The sequence below is a fragment of the Pseudomonas sp. GD03875 genome (genome assembly GCF_029840585.1).
Classification (GTDB): Bacteria; Pseudomonadota; Gammaproteobacteria; order Pseudomonadales; family Pseudomonadaceae; genus Aquipseudomonas; species Aquipseudomonas paralcaligenes.
This window is the reverse complement of the sequence record NZ_JAOCCV010000049.1, coordinates 1-23407: the sequence shown is the minus strand read 5'-3', so window position 1 is coordinate 23407 and position 23407 is coordinate 1. Positions and strand designations below refer to the sequence as shown.

At 68.8% G+C, this 23407-nt stretch carries 24 protein-coding genes; 19 read left to right on the top strand and 5 right to left on the bottom strand.

Annotated features, from left to right (window positions below; translation table 11 throughout):
- Window positions 1-4: 4 nt before the first annotated feature.
- Both N5D30_RS24915 and N5D30_RS24910 read right to left on the bottom strand, forming a co-directional pair.
- The gene (locus N5D30_RS24915) at window positions 5-961 is read right to left on the bottom strand and encodes a FecR domain-containing protein (protein ID WP_279911148.1); all 957 of its coding nucleotides are present in this window, start codon (window positions 959-961) and stop codon (window positions 5-7) included.
- A gap of 61 nt (window positions 962-1022) precedes the next feature.
- A complete protein-coding gene (locus N5D30_RS24910; protein WP_279911147.1) occupies window positions 1023-1544 on the bottom strand; it encodes an RNA polymerase sigma factor in 522 nt (173 codons plus the stop codon).
- 226 nt (window positions 1545-1770) lie between these two features.
- On the opposite strand from N5D30_RS24910, the gene N5D30_RS24905 reads away from it, so the two are divergent.
- The 17 genes from N5D30_RS24905 (at window position 1771) to N5D30_RS24825 (ending at window position 18675) form a co-directional block, all read left to right on the top strand.
- Window positions 1771-2823 (top strand): ChuX/HutX family heme-like substrate-binding protein, encoded by a 1053-nt coding sequence (locus N5D30_RS24905; protein WP_279911146.1) that lies wholly within the window; start codon window positions 1771-1773, stop codon window positions 2821-2823.
- Between the two features lie 37 nt (window positions 2824-2860).
- On the top strand, window positions 2861-3709 hold the full coding sequence (locus tag N5D30_RS24900) for an ABC transporter substrate-binding protein (protein WP_279911151.1): 849 nt from the start codon (window positions 2861-2863) through the stop codon (window positions 3707-3709).
- A 50-nt stretch (window positions 3710-3759) separates the two neighbouring features.
- Window positions 3760-4743 (top strand): iron ABC transporter permease, encoded by a 984-nt coding sequence (locus N5D30_RS24895; RefSeq protein WP_220812306.1) that lies wholly within the window; start codon window positions 3760-3762, stop codon window positions 4741-4743.
- On the top strand, window positions 4743-5510 hold the full coding sequence (locus tag N5D30_RS24890) for a heme ABC transporter ATP-binding protein (RefSeq protein ID WP_279911145.1): 768 nt from the start codon (window positions 4743-4745) through the stop codon (window positions 5508-5510). The genes N5D30_RS24895 and N5D30_RS24890 overlap by 1 nt, the downstream gene beginning before the upstream one ends.
- Before the next feature lie 20 nt (window positions 5511-5530).
- Window positions 5531-6415, top strand: a complete 885-nt coding sequence (locus N5D30_RS24885) for a ChaN family lipoprotein (RefSeq protein WP_279911144.1) — start codon at window positions 5531-5533, stop codon at window positions 6413-6415.
- 127 nt (window positions 6416-6542) lie between these two features.
- Window positions 6543-7292 (top strand): GntR family transcriptional regulator, encoded by a 750-nt coding sequence (locus tag N5D30_RS24880; protein ID WP_279902644.1) that lies wholly within the window; start codon window positions 6543-6545, stop codon window positions 7290-7292.
- Window positions 7289-9013: a fumarate reductase/succinate dehydrogenase flavoprotein subunit gene (locus N5D30_RS24875; RefSeq protein ID WP_279911143.1), complete on the top strand. Its 1725-nt coding sequence runs from the start codon at window positions 7289-7291 to the stop codon at window positions 9011-9013. The genes N5D30_RS24880 and N5D30_RS24875 overlap by 4 nt, the downstream gene beginning before the upstream one ends.
- Before the next feature lie 118 nt (window positions 9014-9131).
- Window positions 9132-9377 (top strand): ferredoxin family protein, encoded by a 246-nt coding sequence (locus N5D30_RS24870; protein WP_044463806.1) that lies wholly within the window; start codon window positions 9132-9134, stop codon window positions 9375-9377.
- Between the two features lie 211 nt (window positions 9378-9588).
- A complete protein-coding gene (locus N5D30_RS24865; RefSeq protein ID WP_279911142.1) occupies window positions 9589-11007 on the top strand; it encodes an ABC transporter substrate-binding protein in 1419 nt (472 codons plus the stop codon).
- Window positions 11008-11108: 101 nt separating this feature from the next.
- The gene (locus N5D30_RS24860) at window positions 11109-11897 is read left to right on the top strand and encodes an ABC transporter permease (protein WP_279911141.1); all 789 of its coding nucleotides are present in this window, start codon (window positions 11109-11111) and stop codon (window positions 11895-11897) included.
- Window positions 11894-12751 (top strand): ABC transporter ATP-binding protein, encoded by an 858-nt coding sequence (locus tag N5D30_RS24855; protein ID WP_279911140.1) that lies wholly within the window; start codon window positions 11894-11896, stop codon window positions 12749-12751. The genes N5D30_RS24860 and N5D30_RS24855 overlap by 4 nt, the downstream gene beginning before the upstream one ends.
- Window positions 12752-12759: 8 nt before the next feature.
- Window positions 12760-13728 (top strand): HEAT repeat domain-containing protein, encoded by a 969-nt coding sequence (locus N5D30_RS24850; RefSeq protein ID WP_279911150.1) that lies wholly within the window; start codon window positions 12760-12762, stop codon window positions 13726-13728.
- Window positions 13725-13997 (top strand): gamma-butyrobetaine hydroxylase-like domain-containing protein, encoded by a 273-nt coding sequence (locus N5D30_RS24845; protein ID WP_279911139.1) that lies wholly within the window; start codon window positions 13725-13727, stop codon window positions 13995-13997. The genes N5D30_RS24850 and N5D30_RS24845 overlap by 4 nt, the downstream gene beginning before the upstream one ends.
- A gap of 260 nt (window positions 13998-14257) precedes the next feature.
- Window positions 14258-14767, top strand: a complete 510-nt coding sequence (locus tag N5D30_RS24840) for a rhodanese-like domain-containing protein (RefSeq protein ID WP_220812245.1) — start codon at window positions 14258-14260, stop codon at window positions 14765-14767.
- 162 nt (window positions 14768-14929) lie between these two features.
- A complete protein-coding gene (epsC, locus tag N5D30_RS24835; RefSeq protein WP_279911138.1) occupies window positions 14930-15907 on the top strand; it encodes a serine O-acetyltransferase EpsC in 978 nt (325 codons plus the stop codon).
- 103 nt (window positions 15908-16010) lie between these two features.
- Entirely contained in the window at window positions 16011-16943 is a 933-nt protein-coding gene (locus tag N5D30_RS24830; RefSeq protein ID WP_220812249.1) for a family 2A encapsulin nanocompartment shell protein, read from the top strand.
- Window positions 16918-18675 carry a family 2A encapsulin nanocompartment cargo protein cysteine desulfurase gene (locus N5D30_RS24825; RefSeq protein WP_279911137.1) on the top strand — a complete coding sequence of 586 codons (1758 nt, stop codon included), beginning with the start codon at window positions 16918-16920 and terminating at the stop codon, window positions 18673-18675. The genes N5D30_RS24830 and N5D30_RS24825 overlap by 26 nt, the downstream gene beginning before the upstream one ends.
- 82 nt (window positions 18676-18757) lie before the next feature.
- Here the strand turns inward: N5D30_RS24825 and N5D30_RS24820 are convergent, their stop codons facing one another.
- The gene (locus N5D30_RS24820) at window positions 18758-19279 is read right to left on the bottom strand and encodes a GNAT family N-acetyltransferase (protein ID WP_279911136.1); all 522 of its coding nucleotides are present in this window, start codon (window positions 19277-19279) and stop codon (window positions 18758-18760) included.
- Window positions 19280-19617: 338 nt separating this feature from the next.
- On the opposite strand from N5D30_RS24820, the gene N5D30_RS24815 reads away from it, so the two are divergent.
- Window positions 19618-20580: a bifunctional GNAT family N-acetyltransferase/nucleoside diphosphate kinase regulator gene (locus N5D30_RS24815; protein WP_279911135.1), complete on the top strand. Its 963-nt coding sequence runs from the start codon at window positions 19618-19620 to the stop codon at window positions 20578-20580.
- Window positions 20581-20652: 72 nt separating this feature from the next.
- Window positions 20653-21060, top strand: coding sequence for an autotransporter outer membrane beta-barrel domain-containing protein (locus N5D30_RS24810; protein WP_279911134.1), 408 nt, complete (start codon window positions 20653-20655; stop codon window positions 21058-21060).
- Between the two features lie 57 nt (window positions 21061-21117).
- Here N5D30_RS24810 and N5D30_RS24805 read toward each other — a convergent pair whose 3' ends face one another.
- Together N5D30_RS24805 and N5D30_RS24800 are read right to left on the bottom strand one after the other, a co-directional pair.
- On the bottom strand, window positions 21118-22071 hold the full coding sequence (locus N5D30_RS24805) for a fumarylacetoacetate hydrolase family protein (RefSeq protein WP_279911133.1): 954 nt from the start codon (window positions 22069-22071) through the stop codon (window positions 21118-21120).
- Between the two features lie 105 nt (window positions 22072-22176).
- Window positions 22177-22890: a phytanoyl-CoA dioxygenase family protein gene (locus tag N5D30_RS24800; RefSeq protein ID WP_279911149.1), complete on the bottom strand. Its 714-nt coding sequence runs from the start codon at window positions 22888-22890 to the stop codon at window positions 22177-22179.
- Window positions 22891-23407: the final 517 nt, after the last annotated feature.

Here is a 23407-nt window from a genome sequence, read left to right as displayed (position 1 = left end):
TGGCTCAGTCGAGGATCAGCACGCGCGGCAGTTCGTGCAGGTGCGAGGAGGTGACCTGGGCCAGCGAGCGCATCGCGCCGAGGGGATCGTCCAGCCGGTAGTTGCCGGTGACATTGAGCGCCGCCAGGCGCTCGTCGGTGCTGATGATCCAGCCCGGGTAGTAGCGGCGCAGCTCGGCGAGCACCTCGCCGAGTGGACAGTTCTCGAACACCAGGCGGCCCTGCACCCAGGCCAGCTGGGGCTGGGCGCGCGTGGTGTGGGTGCGCGCGCCGAAGCCGTCGGGACCGATGCGGATGCTGTCGCCGGCGCCGAGGATCATGCTGGAGTCGTTGCGCCGGGTGCGCAGGTCCACCTCGCCGCGCTCCACGCTCACCTCGGCCTCGTCGTTCAGGTAGCGCACGGCGAAGGCGGTGCCGCGCACGCTGACCTGCACCGGGCCGGCGTCCACCTCGAACGGGCGGCTGCGGTCGTGGGCGACGTCGAAATAGGCCTCGCCATACAGCAAGCGGGTGCTGCGCCGGTAGTCGTCCATCCGGCTGGCGAGGGCGGTGTCGGTGTTCAGCAGCACGCGCGAGCCGTCGGCCAGCTGCAGTTGCTGGCGCTGGCCCACGGCGGTGATGTGGTCGGCCTGCAGGCGCTGCGGCAGGTCGCTCTGCAGCACCGCGGCGATGGCGAGCAGCAGGCCGGCCGCCGAGGCCGCGGCGCGGCGCGCCAGCCGGCGGCGCTGACGCCGCTTCCGCTGGCCCTGCTGCTGCAGGCCGGCGGCGGCCACGTTGAGCAGTGGCGAGCCCCACATGCGGCTGGCCCGCTGGTAGGCGCGGGCGTTGTCCTCGCTGGCCTGCAGCCAGGCATCGAAGGCGGCGCGGGTGTCCGCATCGGCATCGTCCAGCCGGATCAGCCAGTCCAACGCTTCCGAGAGGCGTTGCGAGTCGGCTGTCGGTTGCTGGGATGAAGCGGTCACGCGGGAATCCTCGGGGCGGGGACGCTCATTGTCGTCCAGCGCCCGGCGGATGGGTAGCCCGTCACCTGGTTTCTTCCAGACGATCCAGCACGTCGATGCAGATGGCCATGATCAGCTTCAGCTCCTTCTGCACCGTGCTCGCCGACACCTCCAGCTGCTCGGCGATCTCGGAGTAGCCGCAGCCGTTCAGCCGGCTGAGGATGAAGATCTGCTGCTGGCGCGGGGTCAGGCGCTCCACGGTGGAGCCCAGGCGTTCGAGCAACTGCTCGGCGTGCAGGCCCTCCTCGGCGGAAGGCGCGCCGGAGGGTACCGCCTGCAGTTCCTCGTCGGAGATGTCCTCCATCAGGGTGCGCGACTGCATGCGCAGGTGGCGCAGGTGATCGAGGGCGAGGTTGCGTCCGGTCTGGAACAGGAAGGGTTCGAGGTGCTCCACCTTGCGCTGCAGCAGGGTGCGCGCCACGCGCAGGTAGGTCTCCTGGACCAGCTCTTCGGCGATGCTGGGGTTCTTCACCATTCTCGCCAGCGTGCGCAGCAGCGGCGTGCGTTGGGCGAGAAACACCGTATCGAGGTTGGAACTGCTCACAACATCCATCTCGGACAAAATGATAATTATTATTGTTCGGCGCGGCGTACCGGCACAACCCCGCCCGGCCTGGCATTCGGCCTCGCGCCCTGTGTTCGGGCGGGCCGGGGCTTGCCACGCCTCGGTTGAAGGATGATTCGCCTTAAATAAAAATAATTCTCAAAGCTATTTGTCCGGCGCTTGTTGATATGCTCTGTGCCGCTTCGAACCCTTCGCGAGGTACGTCATGACCACTCCGACCCCCGAGCTGTACCGGGACTGGCAGCGTCTGCGCGGCGAGCAGCCCGGCCTGCGTGCCCGCGCCGCCGCCGCCCGCCGTGGCGTCAGCGAGGCCGAGCTGACGGCCAGCCGCCTGGGCGTGGACGCCGTCCGCCTGCGCCCGGAATGGGCCGCGCTGCTGCCGGCGCTGGGCGAGCTGGGCTACATCATGGCGCTGACCCGCAACGAGCATTGCGTGCATGAACGCAAGGGCTTCTACCGCGAGGTGTCGCTCACCCCCAACGGTGCGATGGGGCTGGTGGTGTCCGCCGACATCGACCTGCGCCTGTTCCTGTCCGGCTGGGCCAGCGCGTTCGCCGTCGCCGAAGCCACCGAGCGTGGCGTGCAGCGCAGCATCCAGGTGTTCGACCGGCAGGGCGTCGCCGTGCACAAGGTCTACCTGACCGACAAGAGCGAAACCGACGCCTGGGCGCCGCTGGTCGAGCGCTTCCGCGCGGCCGGGCAGAGCGCCGAGCTGGACCTGTGCGCTCCTGCCGAACGCGCGGCGCCCCGCGCCGATGCCGAGGTGGACGCCGCCGCCCTGCGCGCCGACTGGGCGCAACTGCAGGACACCCACCATTTCCACGCCATGCTCCGGCGCCACGACGTGGCGCGCACCCAGGCCCTGCGCCTGGCCGGCCGCGAGTGGGCCGAGCCGCTGGCCACGGCCGGCCTGACCGGCCTGTTCGAGGACGCGGCGGCGCGCCAGGTGCCGATCATGGTGTTCGTCGGCAACCCGCACTGCATCCAGATCCACACCGGCCCGGTGCACAACCTGCGCTGGATGGGCGACTGGTTCAACGTGCTCGACCCCGAATTCAACCTGCACCTGAAGACCGGCGGCGTCAGCGAGCTGTGGCGCGTGCGCAAGCCCAGCAGCGACGGCATCATCACCAGCTACGAGGCGTTCGACGCCGACGGCGAGCTGGTGGTGCAGCTGTTCGGCGCGCGCAAGCCGGGCGTGCCGGAGCGCGCCGACTGGCGCGAGCTGGCCGAATCCACCCTGGCTCTGGAGGCCTGAGATGCGTCTGATCAAAGCCGTTCTGCTGAGCAGCAGCATGCTGTTCAGCCACGCCGCCGCCGCCGATGACCTGCCGCAGCGCTGGGTCAGTTCCGGCGGCTCGCTGAGCGAATGGGTCGTCGCGCTGGGCGGCGAGAGCCGCCTGGTGGGCGTCGACACCACCAGCCAGCACCCCGCGTCGCTGCGCCAGCTGCCGAGCGTCGGCTACCAGCGCGCGCTGTCGGCGGAGGGCGTGCTGTCCCTGCGTCCGGACATCCTGATCGGCACGGAAGAGATGGGCCCGCCGCCGGTGATCGCCCAGATCAGGGCGGCCGGCATCCGCATCGAGACGCTGCCGGCCACCGCCGACCTGGAAACGCTGGAAGGCAACGTGCTGCGCCTCGGCGAACTGCTGGGCGAGCCGGAAAGGGCGCGCGAGCGGATGGCCGACTACCGCCAGCGCCTGCAGCGCCAGGCCGACTGGGTTGCCCAGGCACAGAAGACTCAGGAAGCGCCGCGGGTGCTGATGCTGCTGGGCCACGCCGGCAGCAACACCCTGGCCGCCGGCAAGGACAGCCTGGCCGTGTGGCTGATCGAGCGGGCCGGCGGCGAGAGCCGCACCGAACACGACGGCTACAAGCCGATCTCCAGCGAGGCGCTGCTGGCCATGGACCCGCAGGTGGTGATCTTCGCCGACCGCACCCTGCAGGGCGACGCCGCGCGCGCGGCGCTGCTGCAGCACAACCCGGTGATCGCGCAGACCAGCGCAGGGCGCGACGGCCGTCTGCTCAGCCTCGACCCGACCCTGTTGGTCGGCGGCCTCGGCCCGCGCCTGCCGGAAGGGCTGGCCGAGCTGTCGGCGGCCTTTTATCCTGCGGCAAAGGCCCTGACCACCGAGGACCGATGAATCCGCTGTTCCGACCGCGCCCGTTGCTGCTGGCACTGGGCGTCCTCCTGCTGCTCGCGTTCTGGCTGTCGCTGGCCCTGGGGCCGGTCAGCCTGCCCCTGGGCGACACCCTGATGGCCGCGCTGCGCCTGCTCGGCCTGCCGGTAAACGGCGAGGGCCTGCAGCAGGCCGAACTGATCCTCGGCCAGATCCGCCTGCCGCGCAGCCTGCTTGGCCTGTGCGTGGGGGCGGTGCTGGCGCTGTCCGGGGTGGCCATGCAGGGCCTGTTCCGCAACCCGCTGGCCGACCCCGGCCTGGTCGGCGTCTCCGGCGGGGCGGCGCTGGGCGCGGCGGTCGCCATCGTCGGCGGCAGCCTGATCGGCGGCCTGCCGCCGCTGTGGGCGCCGTACCTGCTGTCGCTCTGCGCCTTCGGTGGCGGCCTGGCGGTGACCGCCGTGGTCTACCGCTTCGGCCGACGTGACGGGCAGACCAACGTCGCCACCATGCTGCTGGCCGGCGTCGCGCTGACCGCCATGTCCGGCGCCGGCGTCGGCCTGTTCACCTACCTGGCAGACGACGCCACCCTGCGCAGCCTGACCTTCTGGAACCTCGGCAGCCTCAACGGCGCCAGCTACCCGCGCCTGTGGCCGCTGCTGCTGGTGGCCCTCGGCGTGGCCCTGTGGCTGCCGCGCCGGGCCTCGGCGCTCAACGCGCTGCTGCTCGGCGAGTCGGAGGCCCGCCATCTGGGCTTCGACGTCGAGCGGCTCAAGCTCGAACTGGTGCTGTGCACGGCGCTGGGCGTCGGCGCGGCCGTGGCGGCGGCGGGGCTGATCGGCTTCATCGGCCTGGTGGTGCCGCACCTGATGCGCCTGCTGGTCGGGCCGGACCACCGGGTGCTGCTGCCGGCCTCGCTGCTGGCCGGCGCCAGCCTGCTGCTGCTGGCCGACCTGGCGGCGCGCCTGGTGCTGGCCCCGGCCGAGCTGCCAATCGGCATCGTCACGGCGCTGATCGGGGCGCCGTTCTTCCTCTATCTGCTGGTGCGGGGGCGGACCTGATGCTGTGCGCGAACGGGCTGAGCGTGCGCCGCGGCCGCACGCTGGTGCTGGAAGGGATCGACCTCGCCCTGACGCCCGGCGAGGTACTCGGCGTGCTCGGCCCCAACGGCGCAGGCAAGAGCACCCTGCTCGGCGCCTTGTGCGGCGAGTTGGGCGCGGCCACCGGCAGCGTGCTGCTCGACGAGCGGCCCCTCGGCGACTGGTCCGGCCAGGAGCGGGCGCGGCGCCTGGCGGTGCTGCCGCAGAGTTCGACCCTGAGCTTCGCCTTCCCGGTGGTCGACGTGGTCGGCATGGGCCGGCTGCCCCACGCCAGCGGCCGCCAGCGCGACGCCGAGATCGTCGACGCGGCCCTGCGCGCGGCGGATGCCGAGCACCTGCGCGGGCGCAGCTACCTGGCGCTGTCCGGCGGCGAGCGCCAGCGCGTGCACCTGGCGCGGGTGCTGGCGCAGCTGTGGCCGGGCGGGGAAGGGCAGGTGCTGCTGCTGGACGAGCCGACCTCCGCCCTCGACCCGCTGCACCAGCACACCACCCTGCAGGCGGTGCGTGACTTCGCCGGCCAGGGCGCGGCGGTGCTGGTGATCCTCCACGATCTCAACCTGGCGGCGCGCTACTGCGACCGCATCCTGCTGCTGCAGCAGGGCCGCGCCCACGCCTTCGGCAGCCCGGTCGAGGTGCTGCAGGCCGAGCCCCTGCGCGAGGTGTTCGGCCTCGACGTGCTGATCCAGCGCCATCCGGAGCGCGGCCACCCGTTGATCGTGGCGCGCTGAACAATCTTCGGGAGCCTCCCATGCGAATCCTTCTGCTCTGCTGCTTCTGCCTGCTGGCCGCCTGCCAGTCCCGCGGCGTGCTGCCGCCGCCGGCGCCGATCGCCCCGGAAGGCCGCGACCATGCCCGGCTGGGCCAGATCGTCGAACTGGCCAGCGGCGCGCGGATTAGCCCCGAGCAACTGGTCGAGCGCCTGGCCGCCGCGCCGCGGGTGCTGGTCGGCGAGCAGCATGACAACCCCGACCACCACGCCCTGCAGCTCTGGCTGTCACGCGAGCTGGCGGCCCGGCGCCCGCAGGGCAGCGTGCTGATGGAGATGATCGGCCCGGGCCAGCAGGCGGCGGTCGACCGCGCCCAGGCCGAGACCCGCGCCGGCCGTCCGCCGGCCGACGCCTATGCCGCGCTGGACTGGCAGGCCGGCTGGGACTGGGGCCTGTACGGCGCGCTGGTGCAGTACCAGCTGCGCCAGCCCTATCCGCTGCTGGCGGCCAACCTGGAGCGGGCCGAGATCATGGACATCTACCGCCAGCGCCCGGCGCTGGAGGGGCCGGCCTCCAGCGCACCGGCGGTGCAAGAGAAGCTGGAGCAGGACATCCGCGAATCCCACTGCGGCCTGCTGCCGGACAGCCAGATCCCGGCCATGCTCGCCGTGCAGCAGCAGCGCGACCGGCGCATGGCCCGGCGCCTGGCAGAGGCGCCGCAACCGGCCATGCTGCTGGCCGGCGCCTTCCACGTGCACCGGGACCTGGGCGTGCCGCTGCACCTGAGCGACCTGGGCGCTGGCGCGGGCAACGCCGTGCTGATCCTCGCCGAGGTCGGCCGGGAGCCGGCCCCGGGCAGCGCCGACTACGTCTGGTACACCGCCGCCAATCCGCCCGAGGACCACTGCGCCAAGCTGCGTCGCTAGTACGGCGCCAGCGTCTGGCCTAACGCATATATGGTTATGCGAAATTCGTATTTGTTCTGAGGTTCTTATATCTCCTATCTTCTCATCACATCTTGTTATGACAAGTTGAGAGCGCGAGAAGAAAACGATGGCCGAACTGCTTCCCCTGTCCCCCGTACCGCTGTACAGCCAGCTCAAGGAGCTGCTGCGCGGGCGCATCCTCGACGGCACCTACCCGCCGCACAGCCGCATGCCCTCGGAGAACGAGCTGGGCCAGGCGTTCGGTGTCAGCCGCATCACCGTGCGCCAGGCCTTGGGCGACCTGCAGAAGGAAGGGCTGATCTTCAAGATCCACGGCAAGGGCACCTTCGTCGCCAAGCCCAAGGCGTTCCAGAACGTCAGCACCCTGCAGGGCCTGGCCGAATCCATGTCGCAGATGGGCTACGAGGTGATCAACCGTCTGATCGGCCTCAAACACCTGCCGGCCAGCGCCCGGGTCGCCGAGCGGCTGGGGCTGGAGGAGGGCGCGCCGGTCAGCGAGATCAAGCGCGTGCGCCTGGTCAATCGCGAGCCGGTGTCGCTGGAAGTCACCTACGTGCCGCGTGCCGTCGGCGAGAAGCTGGAGAAGGCCGACCTGGTGGCCCGCGACATCTTCCTGATCATCGAGAACGACTGCGGCATCGCCCTCGGCCACGCCGACCTGGCCATCGACGCGGTGCTCGCCGACGCCGACCTGACCCGCGCGCTGGATGTGGAGGAGGGCGCGCCGATCATGCGCATCGAGCGCCTGACCCACGCCGCCGACGGCACGCCGCTGGACTTCGAATACCTCTACTACCGCGGCGACGCCTTCCAGTACCGCCTGCGCATCGACCGCCAGAAGGGCTCCCACGCATGAACACCATCGAACGCGAATACGACCTGGTGGTGATCGGCGGCGGTACCGCCGGCCCGATGGCCGCGATCAAGGCCAAGGAGGCCAACCGCGAGCTGCGCGTGCTGTTGCTGGACAAGGCCAACGTCAAGCGCAGTGGGGCCATCAGCATGGGCATGGACGGCCTCAATAACGCGGTGATCCCCGGCCACGCCACGCCGGAGCAGTACACCAAGGAAATCACCATCGCCAACGACGGCATCGTCAACCAGGCGGCTGTGTACGCATACGCCACCAAGAGCTTCGAGACCATCGAGCAGCTCGACCGCTGGGGCGTGAAATTCGAGAAGGACGAGACCGGCGACTACGCGGTGAAGAAGGTCCACCACATGGGCGCCTACGTGCTGCCGATGCCCGAGGGGCACGACATCAAGAAGGTGCTGTACCGCCAGCTCAAGCGCGCGCGGGTGGAGATCACCAACCGGGTCATCGCCACCCGCCTGCTCACCGACGCCGAGGGCGCGGTGAACGGGGTGATGGGCTTCGATTGCCGCACCGCGGACTTCCACCTGATCCGCGCCAAGGCTGTGGTGCTCGCCTGCGGCGCCGCCGGGCGCCTGGGCCTGCCGTCCTCGGGCTACCTGATGGGCACCTACGAGAACCCGACCAACGCCGGCGACGGCTACGCCATGGCCTACCACGCCGGCGCCGAGCTGGCCAACCTGGAGTGCTTCCAGATCAACCCGCTGATCAAGGACTACAACGGCCCGGCCTGCGCCTACGTGACCGGCCCGCTGGGCGGCTACACGGCGAACAACAAGGGCGAGCGCTTCATCGAGTGCGACTACTGGTCCGGGCAGATGATGTGGGAGTTCCACCAGGAACTGGAGGGCGGCAATGGCCCGGTGTTCCTCAAGCTCGACCATCTGGCCGAGGAGACCATCCAGAACATCGAGGAAATCCTGCACAGCAACGAGCGCCCCAGCCGCGGCCAGTTCCACGCCAACCGCGGCACCGACTACCGCTCGCAGATGGTCGAGATGCACATCTCCGAGATCGGCTTCTGCTCCGGCCACAGCGCCTCGGGCGTGTGGGTCAACGAGAAGGCCGAGACCAGCGTGAAGGGCCTGTACTCCGCCGGCGACATGGCCGCGGTGCCGCACAACTACATGCTCGGCGCCTTCACCTACGGCTGGTTCGCCGGGGTCAACGCCGCCGAGTACATCGCCGGGCGCGACTTCACCGAGGTGGACGCGCAGCAGGTCGAGCGCGAGCGGGCGCGGGTCTATGCGCCGCTCAACCGCGAGCACGGCCTGCCGCCGGCCCAGGTCGAGTACAAGCTGCGGCGCATGGTCAACGACTACCTGCAGCCGCCCAAGGTGACCAAGAAGATGGAGATCGGCCTGACCCGTTTCGCCGACATCGAGCGTGACCTCGACCAGCTCAAGGCCAGCAACCCCCACGAGCTGATGCGCGCCCTGGAAGTCAGCGTGATCCGCGACTGCGCCGAGATGGCCGCCCGTGCCTCGCTGTTCCGCGCCGAGAGCCGCTGGGGGCTGTACCACCACCGGGTCGACCACCCGCAGCGCAACGACGCCGAGTGGTTCGTCCACTGCCACCTGAAGAAAGGCGATGACGGCGCCATGACCAGCTTCAAGAAACCCGTCGAGCCCTACCTGATCCCGCTCGACGACGAGGAACAGCACGCCTACGCGCGCCTGCGGGTGCGCAGCGACGCCGCCTAGGCAGGAAACCTGTGGGAGCGGACTTGTCCGCGAAGCTTTTCGCCGCCAGGCGGAATACCGCCAGCCGCTCCCGCCATTCGAGACAGCAGAGGGCCACGAGGCTCCAAGGAACCGTGACATGGCCTACCAGCCCCAGGAAATCTTCTTCCGCAGCAACGCGCCGGTGACCGTCGACGAAGACAAGTGCATCGCCCACAAGGGCTGCACCGTGTGCGTCGAGGTCTGCCCGATGGACCTGCTGGCGATCAACCCGGCCACCCAGAAGGCCTACATGGCCTTCGACGAGTGCTGGTACTGCATGCCCTGCGAGAAGGACTGCCCGACCGGCGCGGTGAAGGTGGAAATCCCTTACCTGCTGCGCTGAACCGTAGGGCGGGTGCAACCCGCGCGAAACCGTAGGGTGCGCTGCGCGCACCGCAACTCCGGCTCGGTGCGCACAGCGCACCCTACGCGATACCACGAATACCAATGCCATCCGGCCCGCCGCCGGACGCCTGATGCAACACCCCTCGTTTCCCACCGGCCGACCGACTGGCGGAGACGATTCCATAACTACGATTCGAGGGGACAATCCCATGCGCTTGCGTACCACCCTGGCCGGCCTCGCCCTGGCCATCGCCACCGTTCATGCCAATGCCGAGCTGCCCGCCGGGACCATTCGCGTCGCCATCGGCACCCAGGACACCACCATCAACTGCGCCACCGGCGGCCTGCTCATCCGTGAGCTGGGCCTGCTCGACAAGTACCTGCCGAAGGACGGCAAGTACGAGGGCGTGAAATACGATATCGAGTGGAAGAACTTCACCAGCGGCGCGCCGCTGACCAACGAGATGGTCGCCGGCAAGCTGGACTTCGGCGCCATGGCCGACTTCCCCGGCTCGTTCAACGGCGTCGCCCACCTCGACGCCGGCAAGCGCAGCCTGTTCCTCAGCGTGCTGTCTGGCAGCACCCGCGGCAGCGGCAACGGCATCGTGGTGCCGGCGTCCTCCAGCGTGCAGTCGCTGGCCGAGCTGAAGGGCAAGACCATCTCCGTGCCGTTCGCCTCCACCGCCCACGGCATGCTGCTGCGCGCCGTCGCCGCCCAGGGCTGGGACCCGCAGAAGGACGTGCGCATCATCGCCCAGGCGCCGGAGATCGCCGGTTCCGCCCTGCGCAGCAACCGCATCGAGGCCCACGCCGACTTCGTGCCGTTCGCCGAGCTGTTCCCCAACCGTGGCTTCGCCCGCAAGATCTACGACGGCTCCCAGGCCAACGCGCCGACTTTCCACGGCGCTCTGGTCGATGCCGAGTACGCGAAGAAGTACCCGGAAGTGGTCACCGCCTACCTGCGCGCCAGCCTGGAGGCGGACCGCCTGATCGCCGAGCAGCCCGAGAAGTACAGCGAGCTGATCGAGAAGGTCACCGGCATCGAGGCCGAGGTGAACTACCTGTTCCACGGCCCGCTCGGCCTGCAGACCCGCGACCTGACCTGGAAGCCGGAATACCGCCAGGCGCTGGCCACCTCCATCGACACCCTCAAGCTGCTGAAGAAGACCGACCGCGGCCTGGACGTGGACCGGTTCGTCGACGACCAGTACATCCGTGCCGCCTTCAAGCAGGCCGGCAAGGACTACGAAAAGGCCCTGGCCGACTACCAGCCGCTGCCGCTGAAGGCCAACGATGCGCTGACCGGCCAGCCGATCACCGACTTCAAGCGCCTGGCGCAGATCTGGGTGCGCGGTGAGGACAAGGTGCGCCACTACAGTTCGCCGGAAGCCGCGCTCAAGGCCCTGGCCGCGCTGGAGGAGGAGGGCAAGGACATCCGCGCCATCTACGCCCAGGCCGCCGACAGCGGGATCAAGCTGCTGGCCAACCAGGCCTGGTTCGTGCGCAACGGCAAGGGCGAGCTGAGCGCCTTCCTGCTCAAGGACCAGGCCGAGGCCTACGCCCAGCAGCACGGCGGCACCGCCCTGGACTTCGTCAGCGCCAACCAGAGCCTGGTGGCGCAGCGATAACGCGAGCCGGGCGCCGTAGGGTGCGCCGTGCGCACCGGAGTCCGCTTCGGGCTTCCCGGTGCGCGCGGCGCACCCTACTCGTAGGCCGACCACTGGAGCCGATGATGAGTCTTTCCTCCTTCTACCGCTGGCCCCTGCGCCTCGCCTCGCTGGCCGCCTGCCTGCTGTTCTGGCAGGTGGCCGCCACCGCGCGGCTGGACCTGGGCCTGCTCACCTTCACCTACGTGCCCACGCCCGGCGCGGTGCTCGATGCGGCCTGGCAACTGCTGCAGTCCAGCCAGTTGCTGGCGCACCTGACCAGCAGCCTGGGCCGGGTGTTCGCCGGCTACCTCGCTGCCGCCGTGATCGGCGTGCTGCTGGGCCTGGTCATCGGCCGCTCGAAATGGGCCGAGGACAGCCTGCTGCCGCCGCTGGAAGTGCTGCGGCCGATTCCCGCGGTGGCCTGGATTCCCCTGGCCATCCTGATGTTTCCGTCGTCGGAGCTGTCGATGGTGTTCATCACCTTCACCGGCGCGCTGTTCCCCATCCTGCTCAACACCATCCACGGCGTGGAGGGCGTCGACCCGCGCCTGATCGCCTCGGCGCGCAGCCTCGGGGCAGGGCGCCTGGCCATCCTGCGCGAGGTGATCCTGCCAGGTGCGGCGCCGAGTATCGTCACTGGCCTGGCCATCGGCATGGGCACCTCGTGGTTCTGCCTGGTCACCGCCGAGATGATCTCCGGCCAATTCGGCATCGGTTACTACACCTGGGAGTCCTACACCATCCAGAACTACCCGGACATCGTCGTCGGCATGCTGCTGATCGGCCTGCTCGGCATGGCCAGCAGCGGCCTGGTCAAGCGCCTCGGCGGCCTGACCACGCCCTGGTACCGCAGCGGAGCACAGCGATGAGCGTCTACCAGAAAGCCCCCGAGCCCGGCCGCATCGACGGCCGCCAGCTGTCTATCCGTCTCGGCCAGGGTCGCGACGCCTTCGAGGCGGTGCAGGCGCTGGACTTCGCCGTCGAGCCCGGCGAGTTCGTCTGCATCCTCGGCCCGTCCGGCTGCGGCAAGTCGACCCTGCTTGGCGCTCTGGCCGGTCACCTGCGTCCGGCTGGCGGCAGCCTGCTGGTGGATAACGCGCCGGTGGCCGGCCCGTTGCCGGAGCGCGGCATGGTGTTCCAGCACCACACCCTGCTGCCCTGGCGCAGCGTGCTGGACAACGTCGCCTTCGGCCTGAAGATGCAGGGCATCGGCAAGGCCGAGCGCCGTCGCCAGGCCGCCGAGATGCTGCGTCTGGTTGGCCTGCAGGACTTCGCCACGCGCTGGCCCAACCAGCTCTCCGGCGGCATGCAACAGCGCGCCGAGATCGCCCGCGTGTTGATCAACCGGCCGCGCCTGCTGCTGATGGACGAGCCGTTCGGCGCCCTCGATGCGCAGACCCGTGCGCGCATGCAGGAACTGCTGCTGGATATCTGGACGCGCATCCGTACCACCGTTGTGTTCGTCACCCACGACATCGACGAGGCGCTGTTCCTCGCCGACCGCATCCTGGTGATGAGCCCGCGGCCGGGCCGTTTCATCGAAGACCTACGCCTGGACTTCCCGCGCCCGCGCAACGCCAGCCTGCTGACCAGCCCCGGCTTCGTCCACCTCAAGCGCCACTGCCTGGACCTGCTGCGCCACGAGGACGGCCGCGAACTGCCGCGCCTCACACCGCTGGGCTTGCCCACCACTGAACATCCGCCACTGCGAATCGCCCTATGACCGTTCTTATTGCCGACCTGACCACCGACAACCCGGACATCCTCGACCTGCTGCCGCGCCTGGAGGCCGACGACGCCGGCGTGCGCCGCATCGCCCTGATCGAACTGGCCGACCTGGAAGACCCCGAGGGCCTGCCCTGGCTGACCCACGCCCTGGCCGCCGACCCGGACGCCGACGTGCGCGCCGAGGCCGCGCGCCTGCTGGAGGCCTGGGAAGAGCCCGAGGTGGTGGCCGCCCTGTGCGCCGCCCTGGCCGACGCCGACGAGGCGGTGCGCGCCGCCGCCGCGCAGAGCCTCTCCGAACTGAAGAGCGCCGAGGCGGGCCGGGTGATCCTGCCCTGGGTCGGCCACGCCGACGCCTTCGTCCGTGCCAGCGCCTTGCGCGCCCTGCGCGAGTTGCGCCTGGCCGAGGCCGCGCCGCTGGCCCTGTCGGCGCTGGGCGACGGCGATGCCTTCGTCCGCCGCGAGGCGGTCGGCATCCTCGGCTGGCTCAAGCGCGGCGAGGCGCTGCCGGCGCTGGCGAGCCTGGCCAGCACCGACCCGGACACCGAAGTGCGCCGCGCCGCCACCGGCGCCCTCGGCCTGGCCAGCGACGCCAGCGTATTGCCGGCCCTGCGCGCGGCCCTGCGCGACCGCGAATGGCAGGTGCGCGAGGAGGCCGCCACCACCCTGGGCAAGGTCGGCCAGGGCGATGCTGGCCCGGCGCTGGTCGAGGCCCTGGCCGACGGCTACTGGCAGGTGCGCCTGCGCGCCGCCCGTTCCCTTGGCAAGCTGCGTTTCGCCGGCGCGCTGAGCGCGCTGGTCGAGCTGCTCGGCCACAGCATCAGCAACCTGCGCAAGGAGGCGGCCCTGGCCCTCGGCGAGCTGGCCGATCCGTCCGCGCTGCCGGCCCTACAGGCGGCGGAGAACGATGGCGACCCCGAGGTGCGCAAGGCCGTGCGTATCGCCCTCGGCCAGTTGCAGGGCACACCGCGATGAACGCGCCCAGCGCCCTGCGCAGCGCCGACGGCCAGCTGCGCCTGGAATGGCCGGACGGCCAGGTCAGCCAGCTCAGCCACGCCCGCCTGCGCGCCGCCTGCCCCTGCTCGCAGTGCCGCGCCGCGCGTCTGCACGGGCGCATCGACGCGGCGCCGGCCGAGGTGCGCCTGCGCGCCATCGGCCAGCAGGGTTACGGCGTGCAGCTGGTGTTCAGCGATGGCCACGACAAGGGTATCTACCCCTGGAGCTACCTGCGCGAGTTGGCTTGAGTGGTTGTCTTCGCGGGTTTCACCCGCCCTACGGTCCGCGGCGTAGGGCGGGTGAAACCCGCGTTGCGTTCAACATGCTGAACCGCCGCCGTAGCCCGGATGCAATCCGGGAATGCCTCACGAAATCTCATATTCAATAAAGTTTGATAAATAAAATTATTAATTATTTTTTAGTTATATGAGGCCGGGCATAGAGTAGCCCTCAACGAGGCGGTGCAGACCTTCTGCCGACCCCGACTAGCCCACTAGAGGACTCGCCCATGCCGGTTGTAGAAATCACCCCCAACACCCTTCGTCCCGCCAGCCTGCGCAGCGTGCTGGAGATCGCCAGCGGCGAGCTGCTGGCCCGCGGCCGCGCCCGTGGCGTCGAGCAGGGCAACGCCTACGCCGGCAGCCTGTACCCGCCGGAGGCCTGGGCCCTGGCCGAGGCCGGCGCCGTCACCCTGGTGGACGTGCGCACCGCCGAGGAACTCAAGTACGTCGGCCGCGTGCCGGGCAGCGCCCACGTCGCCTGGCAGACCGGCCCGGCGCTGATCAAGAACCCGCGCTTCCTGCGCGAACTGGAGAACAAGGCCGGCCGCGACCAGGTGCTGGTGCTGCTGTGCCGCAGCGGCAAGCGCTCGGCCGCTGCCGCCAGGGCCGCCACCGAGGCCGGTTTCACCCAGGTGTTCAACGTGCTGGAGGGCTTCGAGGGCGACCTGGACGGCCAGCGGCAGCGCGGCGATACCGGCGGCTGGCGCCACTGGGGCCTGCCGTGGGTGCAGGACTGAGCGCGCGCAGGCGCCCGGAACCTGTCGCCAGCCGTCGCGGCCCAAACTCTGCGAGGCGGCGCGGGCGCGGCGCCCGATGATCATCCGGGGAGGTCGCTTCCCGGTCCGCCGCTGACGCGAGGCCGACGCACGGCAGACTTCCCACGGTCCCAAGGATTCCCCATGTCCAACAAGCTCTCCGCCGGCCTCGCCGGCCTCATCCAGACCCCGACCGAGGCTGTGGCGAAGCCGGTCAACTGGCAGCTCGACCAGATCGTCGACCAGCTGCGCGCCGCCCGCGCCGAGTGGCGCAGCAGCACCGGCCGCGCCCGCGAGCTGGGCAGCCGCGAACTGCCGTCGCGCCAGGCCCTGGAGGTGATCTTCGCCGACCTCTGCGGCGCGCTGTTCCCCATGCGCCTCGGCCCCAGCGACCTGCGCCAGGAGAGCGAGGACTTCTACGTCGGCCACACCCTGGACAGCGCGCTCAACAGCCTGCTCGGCCAGGTGCGCTTGGAGCTGCGCCATGCCGCCCGCCAGCGCGGCGAGCCGGAGGAGGGCAGCGACGCCGACGCGGTGCAGATCGTGCGCGACTTCGCCGCCGCTCTGCCGGGCCTGCGCCGCCTGCTCGACAGCGACGTGATCGCCGCCTATGCCGGCGACCCGGCCGCGCGCAGCGTCGACGAGGTGCTGCTGTGCTACCCCGGCATCCTCGCCGTCATCCACCACCGCCTGGCCCACCACCTGTACCGCGCCGGCCTGTCGCTGCTGGCGCGCATCGGCGCGGAGATCGCCCATTCGGCCACCGGCATCGACATCCACCCCGGCGCGCAGATCGGCCACAGCTTCTTCATCGACCACGGCACCGGCGTGGTGATCGGCGAGACGGCGGTGATCGGCAACCGGGTGCGCATCTACCAGGCGGTGACCCTGGGCGCCAAGCGCTTCACCGCCGACGAGACGGGCCAGCTGCACAAGGGCCAGGCCCGCCATCCCATCGTCGAAGACGACGTGGTGATCTACGCCGGGGCCACCATCCTCGGCCGCATCACCATCGGCAAGGGCTCCACCATCGGTGGAAACGTCTGGCTGACGCGCAGCGTGCCGCCCGGCAGCAACGTCACCCAGGCGAGCCTGCAACACCAGGCAGGCAACGCCGGGTAGACCCCGGCGGCCCTGCGGCCAACCTGCGCGCACACCCTCCACGGTCGCCCTCGCGGCGGCCGGCGGGCCTTTGCGCGCCATAAGAACGCAACAGGAGTGATTCATGGCTGACAATCAGGATGTACGTCTGGCCCTCGGCGACAGTGCCGCCCGGCAGCTGGCGAACGCGACCAAGACCGTACCGCAACTTTCCACCATCACCCCGCGCTGGCTGGTCCACCTGCTGCAGTGGACGCCCGTGGAGGCGGGCATCTTCCGCCTGAACAAGGTGAAGAACCCGCTCAACGTGCAGGTCGCCTGTTCCCAGCGCGACGAGGCGGTGCTACCGCAGACCTTCGTCGACTACGAGGAGGCGCCGCGCGAGTACTTCCTCAACGCGGTGACCACCATCCTCGACGTGCACACCCGCGTCTCCGACCTCTACAGCAGCCCGCACGACCAGATTCGCGAGCAACTGCGCCTGACCATCGAGACCATCAAGGAGCGCCAGGAAAACGAGCTGATCAACAACCCCGAGTACGGCCTGCTGGCCAGCGTCGACCCGACCCAGCGCATCTCCACCCTGACCGGCGCGCCGACCCCGGACGACCTCGATGAACTGATCGCCAGGGTGTGGAAGGAGCCGGCCTTCTTCCTCGCCCACCCGCTGGCCATCACCGCCTTCGGCCGTGAGTGCACCCGCCGTGGCGTGCCGCCGCCCACCGTCAGCCTGTTCGGCTCACAGTTCATCACCTGGCGCGGCCTGCCGCTGATCCCGTCGGACAAGGTGCCGTTCGACGAGAACGGCAAGACCAAGATTCTGCTGCTGCGCGTGGGCGACAAGCGCCAGGGCGTGATCGGCCTGTACCAGCCGGGCGTGGCCGGCGAGCAGAGCCCGGGCCTGTCCGTGCGCTTCATGGGCATCAACCGCAACGCGATCGCGTCCTACCTGATCTCGCTGTACTGCTCCCTGGCGGTGCTGACCGAGGATGCCCTGGCTGTGCTCGATGACGTGGAGGTCGGCAAGTACCATGACTATCCAGATACCTACAAGTGAACCCCGGGCCGCCGGCCTGCCGGACCTGGACGGTCTGGCGCGGCTGGCCAACGAGCTGTTCTCGGCCAAGCCCGGGGAGGAGCCGCGCGGCTTCGATGCGACGAACCTGAGCGCCCACGAGGCGCCGCTGGCGGCGACCCCGCCGGCGGGTACGGCGGACGGCCTCGACCTCGGCTCGCCGCAGGCCTACACGGCGGCGATTCCGCAGGTCTACCCGGGGGCTTCCATCGTCCAGTCGCCGGGTGGCGGCGGGGCGCCGGCGCCATCGAGCTACTACTTCGCCGACCAGGCGCCGCCCGTGGCCGCGCCGGCGGGGGAGGACCGCGTCTCCGCGCAGAGCCACGGCCTGCCCGGCGGCGATGAGTTGGGGCAGATCCTCCAGTCGATCCTCGCCGAGCCGGAAGCGTCTCCGCGCGGGCAACCTGGCGGTAGCGGGCAGTTCTACTTCCTCGACCAGGGCGGCGCGCCACGCCTGGAGAAGGCTCCGCAGCCGGGCGGCCAGCCCCAGGCCTCGGGTAGCTTCGACGTCAACGCCGTGCGCCGCGACTTCCCGATCCTGCAGGAGCGGGTCAACGGCAAGCCGCTGGTGTGGTTCGACAACGCCGCCACCACCCAGAAGCCGCGCCAGGTGATCGAGCGCATCAGCCACTTCTACGAGCACGAGAACTCCAACATCCACCGCGCCGCGCACGAACTGGCGGCGCGCGCCACCGACGCCTACGAGGGCGCGCGGAGCAAGGTGCGGCGCTTCCTCGGCGCGCGCTCGGAGGAGGAGATCGTCTTCGTCCGTGGCGCCACCGAAGGCATCAACCTGATCGCCAACACCTTCGGCCGCAAGTTCATCGGCGCGGGCGACGAGATCATCGTTTCCCAACTGGAACACCACGCCAACATCGTGCCCTGGCAGCAGCTGGCGGCCGAAGTGGGGGCGAAGATTCGGGTGATTCCGGTGGACGACACGGGGCAGATCATTCTCGAGGAATACGCGAGATTGCTCTGCCCGCGCACCAAGCTGGTATCCGTCACCCAGGTCTCCAACGCCCTGGGCACCGTGACGCCGGTGGCCGAGATCATCGGCCTGGCCCATGCGGTCGGCGCGCGGGTGCTGGTGGACGGCGCGCAGTCGGTCTCGCACTTGCGGGTCAACGTGCAGGCGCTGGACGCCGACTTCTTCGTGTTCTCCGGGCACAAGATCTTCGGCCCCACCGGCATCGGCGTGGTCTACGGCAAGAAGGACCTGCTCGAGCAGCTGCCACCCTGGCAGGGCGGCGGCAACATGATCGCCGACGTGACCTTCGAGAAGACGGTGTACCAGCCGGCCCCGGCGCGCTTCGAGGCTGGCACCGGCAACATCGCCGACGCGGTGGGACTGGGGGCGGCGCTGGACTATGTGGATCGGCTGGGCCTGGAGAACATCCAGCGCTACGAGCACGACCTGCTGCAGTACGCCACCCGCGGCCTGGCGCCGATCCCCGGGTTGCGCCTGATCGGCACCGCGGCGCACAAGGCCAGCGTGCTGTCCTTCGTCCTCGACGGCTATCGCACCGAGGAAGTCGGCGCGGCGCTGAACCGCGAAGGCATCGCCGTGCGTTCCGGCCACCACTGCGCGCAGCCGATCCTGCGCCGCTTCGGCGTGGAGGCCACGGTGCGCCCGTCGCTGGCCTTCTACAACACGGTGGACGAGGTCGACCTGCTGGTGAGCACCGTGCAGCGCCTGGCCAACAGACGCTGAAGTGCCCGTGCGCACCTCACGAGGGTGCGCTTGCGCAATTAAGGTCAGCCCTGGCCGCGAGGCCGGGGTTTCTTCCGCAGGATCACCGGGGAACCTCCCAGGCCATCGCGCAACGGCTCCCCGGCGCGAAGCCCTGCGCGTACTCCGCCGCGAGCTGCTCCGCCAGCCGCCGATCCAGCGCCGCCGGCGGAATACGCCGGAAGCCCAGGCGTTCATAGAACGGTGCGTTCCACGGCACCTCCGCGAAGGTCGTCAAGGTCACGCAGCGCAGCCCCTCCGACCGTGCATATTCCATCGCCGCCTCCACCAGCCTGCGGCCCAGGCCGTTGCCCTGGCTGCCGTGGCGAACGGACACCTCATGCACATGCAGCGCCTCGGCCTGCCGTTCCGCGCTGAGAAACCCATGAATCCGCTTCGCATCGTCCACCGCCACCCAGCAAGTAGATTGCGCGATCGACAGGCGATGCCGCTCCGCCGCCATCGGCTCCCCGTCGGCAAGCCAGTCCAAGTCCTCTATCGAGCGGAAGGCCAGGGCGGCGGAGCGCTCGACCTCGGGCAGGAGATCGGCTTCGTCGAGGGTGGCGGGGCGGAGGGTGAAGGGCATGGGGTCTCAAGCGGAGCAGCTACAGGGTGGATGAGATACGGTTTTTTCCGGGCTTGTCGAGGTGGCGGTCGCTGTTCTTTACGATGGAGCAAGTGTCGTAGGGGAGCAGCGCTGACCACTGTTGCTCGGCAGGTGTGGATGCTGGCAAAGGCAGCTATCGGCCATAGCTACTGCGGCCACAAGTGCGCCACTGCTGTCTGACGGGGCTACCGGCGCATACGGGATGCTTGAGCGCTTGACTGGTTCGGGTTCGGCAAAACGGTGGCCCCCTCGAACTCCAGGCTGTTCGGCATTACCTGCGTAATGTCTTAAGATAGCCGGTTGCCGAAAGAACCGTCATGGCCATAGCCATGAAGGGCTTTCATTCTTTACAGACAAGTGTGGTGAAGATGAACAAGCCTTTCATTTCGCTGTGCCCTGAAATTACTCGGGCACACGCGCTGACGCTGATGGACTGGTTGGAGGATGAGCGCGTCACCTGCTACCTGAGCGATTCACGTCATACCTCACGCTTCATCGAGCAAGCCATCGATCGTACTCAATTACCGATCCTGACCCATCTATTCAACCGGGGCGGCCGATTCTTCATGGCCTATGACCGGCATGACGCTCCGGTGGGTTTTGTCCGCCTCATCAAGACCGGGGCAAATTGCGAAATAGTTCTGGTCATCGGAGACAGCGACAAATGGGGCCGAAACCTTGGCGCCAGCACGATCCGCGAAGGCATGAAACTGGCCTTCCTCGACATGCGGGCCGAAAAGCTCATCGCCAAGATCCACCCGGACAACGTGCGCTCGCTGAAAGCCTTTCTGCGCAGCGGCTTTCTGCTTGAGAGCGAAACGCCTGCATTGAAATCCTTTTCCATGACGGCGGGGCGCTATCTCCAGTTCTTGCGCGAAGGCACCGTTGGCGACTCCACTAGGATCTACATCACTGAAATCGACAAAACCAGGCTCGAGAGTCTGATCGCGTTCGAGCAAGGCCCGGCCGTTGTTGAACTCGAACATGAGCTTGAACGCGCCATTGTCGTCAGGCCGCAGCAGGTGGCGTGCAATGTCGTCACGATGAACTCCAGGGCTTTGCTGCAGCTGGACGAAGAAGAGATCGAAGTGGCCTTGGTCTACCCGGAAGACGCAGACACCACCACCGGGAAGCATTCCGTGTGTTCCGACATCGGCGCTGCCATCCTGGGCTATCAGGAGGGGGACGCCATCGACTGGCGAATTGCTGATCGGACCCGCCGGATTGCGATCAGGAAAGTGCTTTACCAGCCGGAGGCTGCGGGCCATTTCCACCTATGATTGCGCCTTCAGCTCCGTGTTCGTCCATCAGGCGCGAGGATCCTCCCAAGGACGGAGCCTCGCTTTCCGTACATGATGCGGACGTCTGCAAAGGCCGCGCCGTTAACCGTCTGTGACCGGGCTGATGTGGACCGGGAGCACGGCGATGCGCTGCTCGCCTATCGGGTCGATGGACAGACCCTCACGTCGAAGGCCGGCGAGGCGGGCGTACAGCTCGCACGCCGTTCTCTGTCGCTGGCCGGACTGAACCTGACCTGGCAGCACGAGTTCGGCGACAGGAACCGCACGAGCAGGCACCGCTATTGCCGATCCGCACCTCGGTGGATGACTTCGAGTCGCGAGACCATGGGGGTGGTCGGCGGCGGTGTCTCTCTCGCGTTGAGCGACAACCTGAGCGTGGCGCTCAGCGCGTCCACGACCTTAGCTGGCGATGACGGGCACCCGTATCAGGTCGGTACTTCGCTCGACTATCGCTTCTAGCCCCGCCCCGGGGAGAGCGCATCTCTCCCCGGACTCCGGTTGCGCATGAGGACAGCGCTACGCTTCCTCGACCACCCGATTGCGCTGCACTCCGAGGTCCACCACGCCATCGCCGCTGCGGATGCTGGCCTCGACCAGGTCACCGGCCTTGAGGTACTGGGTGCGGCCCTCCTGGGCCTTCATGAACAGCTTCCACTTGGTCGCTTCCGGCAGCAGGGCGGCGATGCGTTGCTTGGCCGGCGAGGGGATGGACAGGGCGCAGCCGGCCGGGGTGCCGGTGGCGATCAGGTCGCCGGCGGCGAAGTCCTGCACGGTGGATAGTTCGACGAGGGTCTGCGCCGGGCCGTGGACCAGGTTGGCGGTGCTGTCGTTCTGGCGCACCTGGCCGTTCACCGTCAGGCGCAGCTGCAGGTTCTTCAGGTATTTCATCTCGTCCGGTTGCAGCAGGCACAGGTAGGGACCGACCGGGCCGAAGGTGCGGAAGCTCTTGCCCTTGTAGAACTGCATCTGCGGAATCTGCACGTCGCGGGCCGAGTAGTCGTTGACGATCACCACGCCGGCGATGAATTCGTGCAGGTTGTCATCGTCGACCGCCAGCGGGCCGGTGATGTCGCGCTTGAGCACCAGGCCCAGCTCGATCTCGTAGTCGAGGAAGCGCACGTTGCGCGGCTTGATCAGCGGGCTGTCCGCCGCCACCAGGCAACTGCTGGCCTTGGTGAAGATCATGTTGAAGTGCTTGGCGTCCGGGTCCATGCCGGACTCGATCATGTGCTGGCGGTAGTTGGCGCCCTGGCAGACGAACTGCTGGTTGCGCGTCACCGGGGCGAGCAGGGTGACTTCATCGAGGGCCAGTTCCGCGCCGTCCAGCCGTGCCAGGTCGGCCAGGTCGTTGCCGGCGATGAAGTCGCCGGTGGTGGCGAACTCGCCGGGCACGCGGGAAATGCGTCCGTCGCGGATCACGCCCCACTGGCTGCGGTTCTGGTGTTCGAAGCGGACGACGTGGACGGCCATGGAGGTGCTCCTGTTATGGGCCGAGGCGCAGGCGCATCGGCAGGTCGTGGGTGGTCAAGGGTGGCGGCTCGCTTCGCCAGTATCCGGCCACCTCCATCCCTCTTTTCACGGGGTGGGCCGCAGGGGCATGGTCAGGCGCTGGGGACCCCCGAAGGCAAAGTCCGAGGGCTCGAACCGGTCGGTGGTATCCATGCGGATGTTTCGCAGGGCCGCCGTTTCCAGGTGCGAGGCGTACAGAGGCTCCGAAAAATAGCTGATCAGGATGGAACGACGGCGCGTGCCGCTCGCGTTCAGGCTGCCCGCATGCACCAGGTCGACATCGAACACCAGGATGTCGCCCGCTGAGCCTGCAAGCTGCACGGACCGGGATTCGTCATCGAAGTCGAATGGCGGCGCTCCCCGCTCGGGGCGATGGCTGCCGGGAACGATGCGGGTCGCGCCGTTGCCGGGGCCGTAATCATCGAAATAGGCCAGGGCGTTCACGCTGTCGCCCGGCCGCTGGGCCGACAGGTCGCGGTGCAGCCGCTGGTGACCGCCTCCGGCCAGAGGCTCGCGACCTTCCACCTGCGCGAGGAAGAAGCGTTCTCCGATCAGCTCGCCAGCCACCGCCAGCACCTCGGGCAGACGACACACCGCCTGGATCTTCGCATCGAAGTCCAGCAACGAATGACGCCAGTCCGCGCCACGTGGCACGGGCCACTGGTCCGGCGGCCGCACGCCGGCATCGAACACGGCACGCAGGTCATCCAGCCACTCGGCCGGAATCGCCCGACGGAGCAGCATGTAGCCATCCCGATGAAGCTGCTCGCGGCCAGTCATGGCTTCTTCGGTTTCCTTGACCATCAACGCATCCTGCAGGGCGGCCCGGAGCCGGGCGAAGGCATCGTGTGATTGAAAGGCCGGAGCCTGGATTCTGTGGGGCGGATGAGATCGGAGCCGGCCGGACGAGGCACCGGAAGCCCGTTTTCAAGCCAGGGTAGACGAAAACGGCCTCGTCTTGTCTGGCCACAAGCGAACGGCCAGGAGCGTACCCTCGAGAGCGTTGGCGAAAGCAGCCTGCGAGCGAAGACGGTTGCTCGACCCGCGGGCATAAAAAAGGCTATGTCCCCGTTATGTGTTGGTGGCGCAATCCTGCTCTTGTGGGAGCGGCTGGGCGGCATTCCGATTCGCGGATAAATCCGCTCCCACAAGGCGCGCAACAACCAGGCTCTGTACGAAAAGTGCCTGCGTTCGGTGATGCTTCGTTAAAAACGGGTTCGGAATGCTCATTTACAGCTCGTAAACTCGCATGCGAGCCCAGTCCGCTTCCTCACCTGTTTTTGTGGGGTCGCCTAGC

Coding starts and splice junctions, on each gene's coding strand:
- N5D30_RS24905 (WP_279911146.1), top strand. CDS start 1,771: ATGACCACTCCGACCCCCGAGCTGTACCGGGACTGGCAGCGTCTGCGC.
- N5D30_RS24900 (WP_279911151.1), top strand. CDS start 2,861: ATGCTGTTCAGCCACGCCGCCGCCGCCGATGACCTGCCGCAGCGCTGG.
- N5D30_RS24890 (WP_279911145.1), top strand. CDS start 4,743: ATGCTGTGCGCGAACGGGCTGAGCGTGCGCCGCGGCCGCACGCTGGTG.
- N5D30_RS24885 (WP_279911144.1), top strand. CDS start 5,531: ATGCGAATCCTTCTGCTCTGCTGCTTCTGCCTGCTGGCCGCCTGCCAG.
- N5D30_RS24880 (WP_279902644.1), top strand. CDS start 6,543: ATGGCCGAACTGCTTCCCCTGTCCCCCGTACCGCTGTACAGCCAGCTC.
- N5D30_RS24875 (WP_279911143.1), top strand. CDS start 7,289: ATGAACACCATCGAACGCGAATACGACCTGGTGGTGATCGGCGGCGGT.
- N5D30_RS24870 (WP_044463806.1), top strand. CDS start 9,132: ATGGCCTACCAGCCCCAGGAAATCTTCTTCCGCAGCAACGCGCCGGTG.
- N5D30_RS24865 (WP_279911142.1), top strand. CDS start 9,589: ATGCGCTTGCGTACCACCCTGGCCGGCCTCGCCCTGGCCATCGCCACC.
- N5D30_RS24860 (WP_279911141.1), top strand. CDS start 11,109: ATGATGAGTCTTTCCTCCTTCTACCGCTGGCCCCTGCGCCTCGCCTCG.
- N5D30_RS24855 (WP_279911140.1), top strand. CDS start 11,894: ATGAGCGTCTACCAGAAAGCCCCCGAGCCCGGCCGCATCGACGGCCGC.
- N5D30_RS24845 (WP_279911139.1), top strand. CDS start 13,725: ATGAACGCGCCCAGCGCCCTGCGCAGCGCCGACGGCCAGCTGCGCCTG.
- N5D30_RS24840 (WP_220812245.1), top strand. CDS start 14,258: ATGCCGGTTGTAGAAATCACCCCCAACACCCTTCGTCCCGCCAGCCTG.
- epsC (WP_279911138.1), top strand. CDS start 14,930: ATGTCCAACAAGCTCTCCGCCGGCCTCGCCGGCCTCATCCAGACCCCG.
- N5D30_RS24830 (WP_220812249.1), top strand. CDS start 16,011: ATGGCTGACAATCAGGATGTACGTCTGGCCCTCGGCGACAGTGCCGCC.
- N5D30_RS24825 (WP_279911137.1), top strand. CDS start 16,918: ATGACTATCCAGATACCTACAAGTGAACCCCGGGCCGCCGGCCTGCCG.
- N5D30_RS24820 (WP_279911136.1), bottom strand. CDS start 19,279: ATGCCCTTCACCCTCCGCCCCGCCACCCTCGACGAAGCCGATCTCCTG.
- N5D30_RS24815 (WP_279911135.1), top strand. CDS start 19,618: ATGGCCATAGCCATGAAGGGCTTTCATTCTTTACAGACAAGTGTGGTG.
- N5D30_RS24810 (WP_279911134.1), top strand. CDS start 20,653: ATGATGCGGACGTCTGCAAAGGCCGCGCCGTTAACCGTCTGTGACCGG.
- N5D30_RS24805 (WP_279911133.1), bottom strand. CDS start 22,071: ATGGCCGTCCACGTCGTCCGCTTCGAACACCAGAACCGCAGCCAGTGG.
- N5D30_RS24800 (WP_279911149.1), bottom strand. CDS start 22,890: ATGACTGGCCGCGAGCAGCTTCATCGGGATGGCTACATGCTGCTCCGT.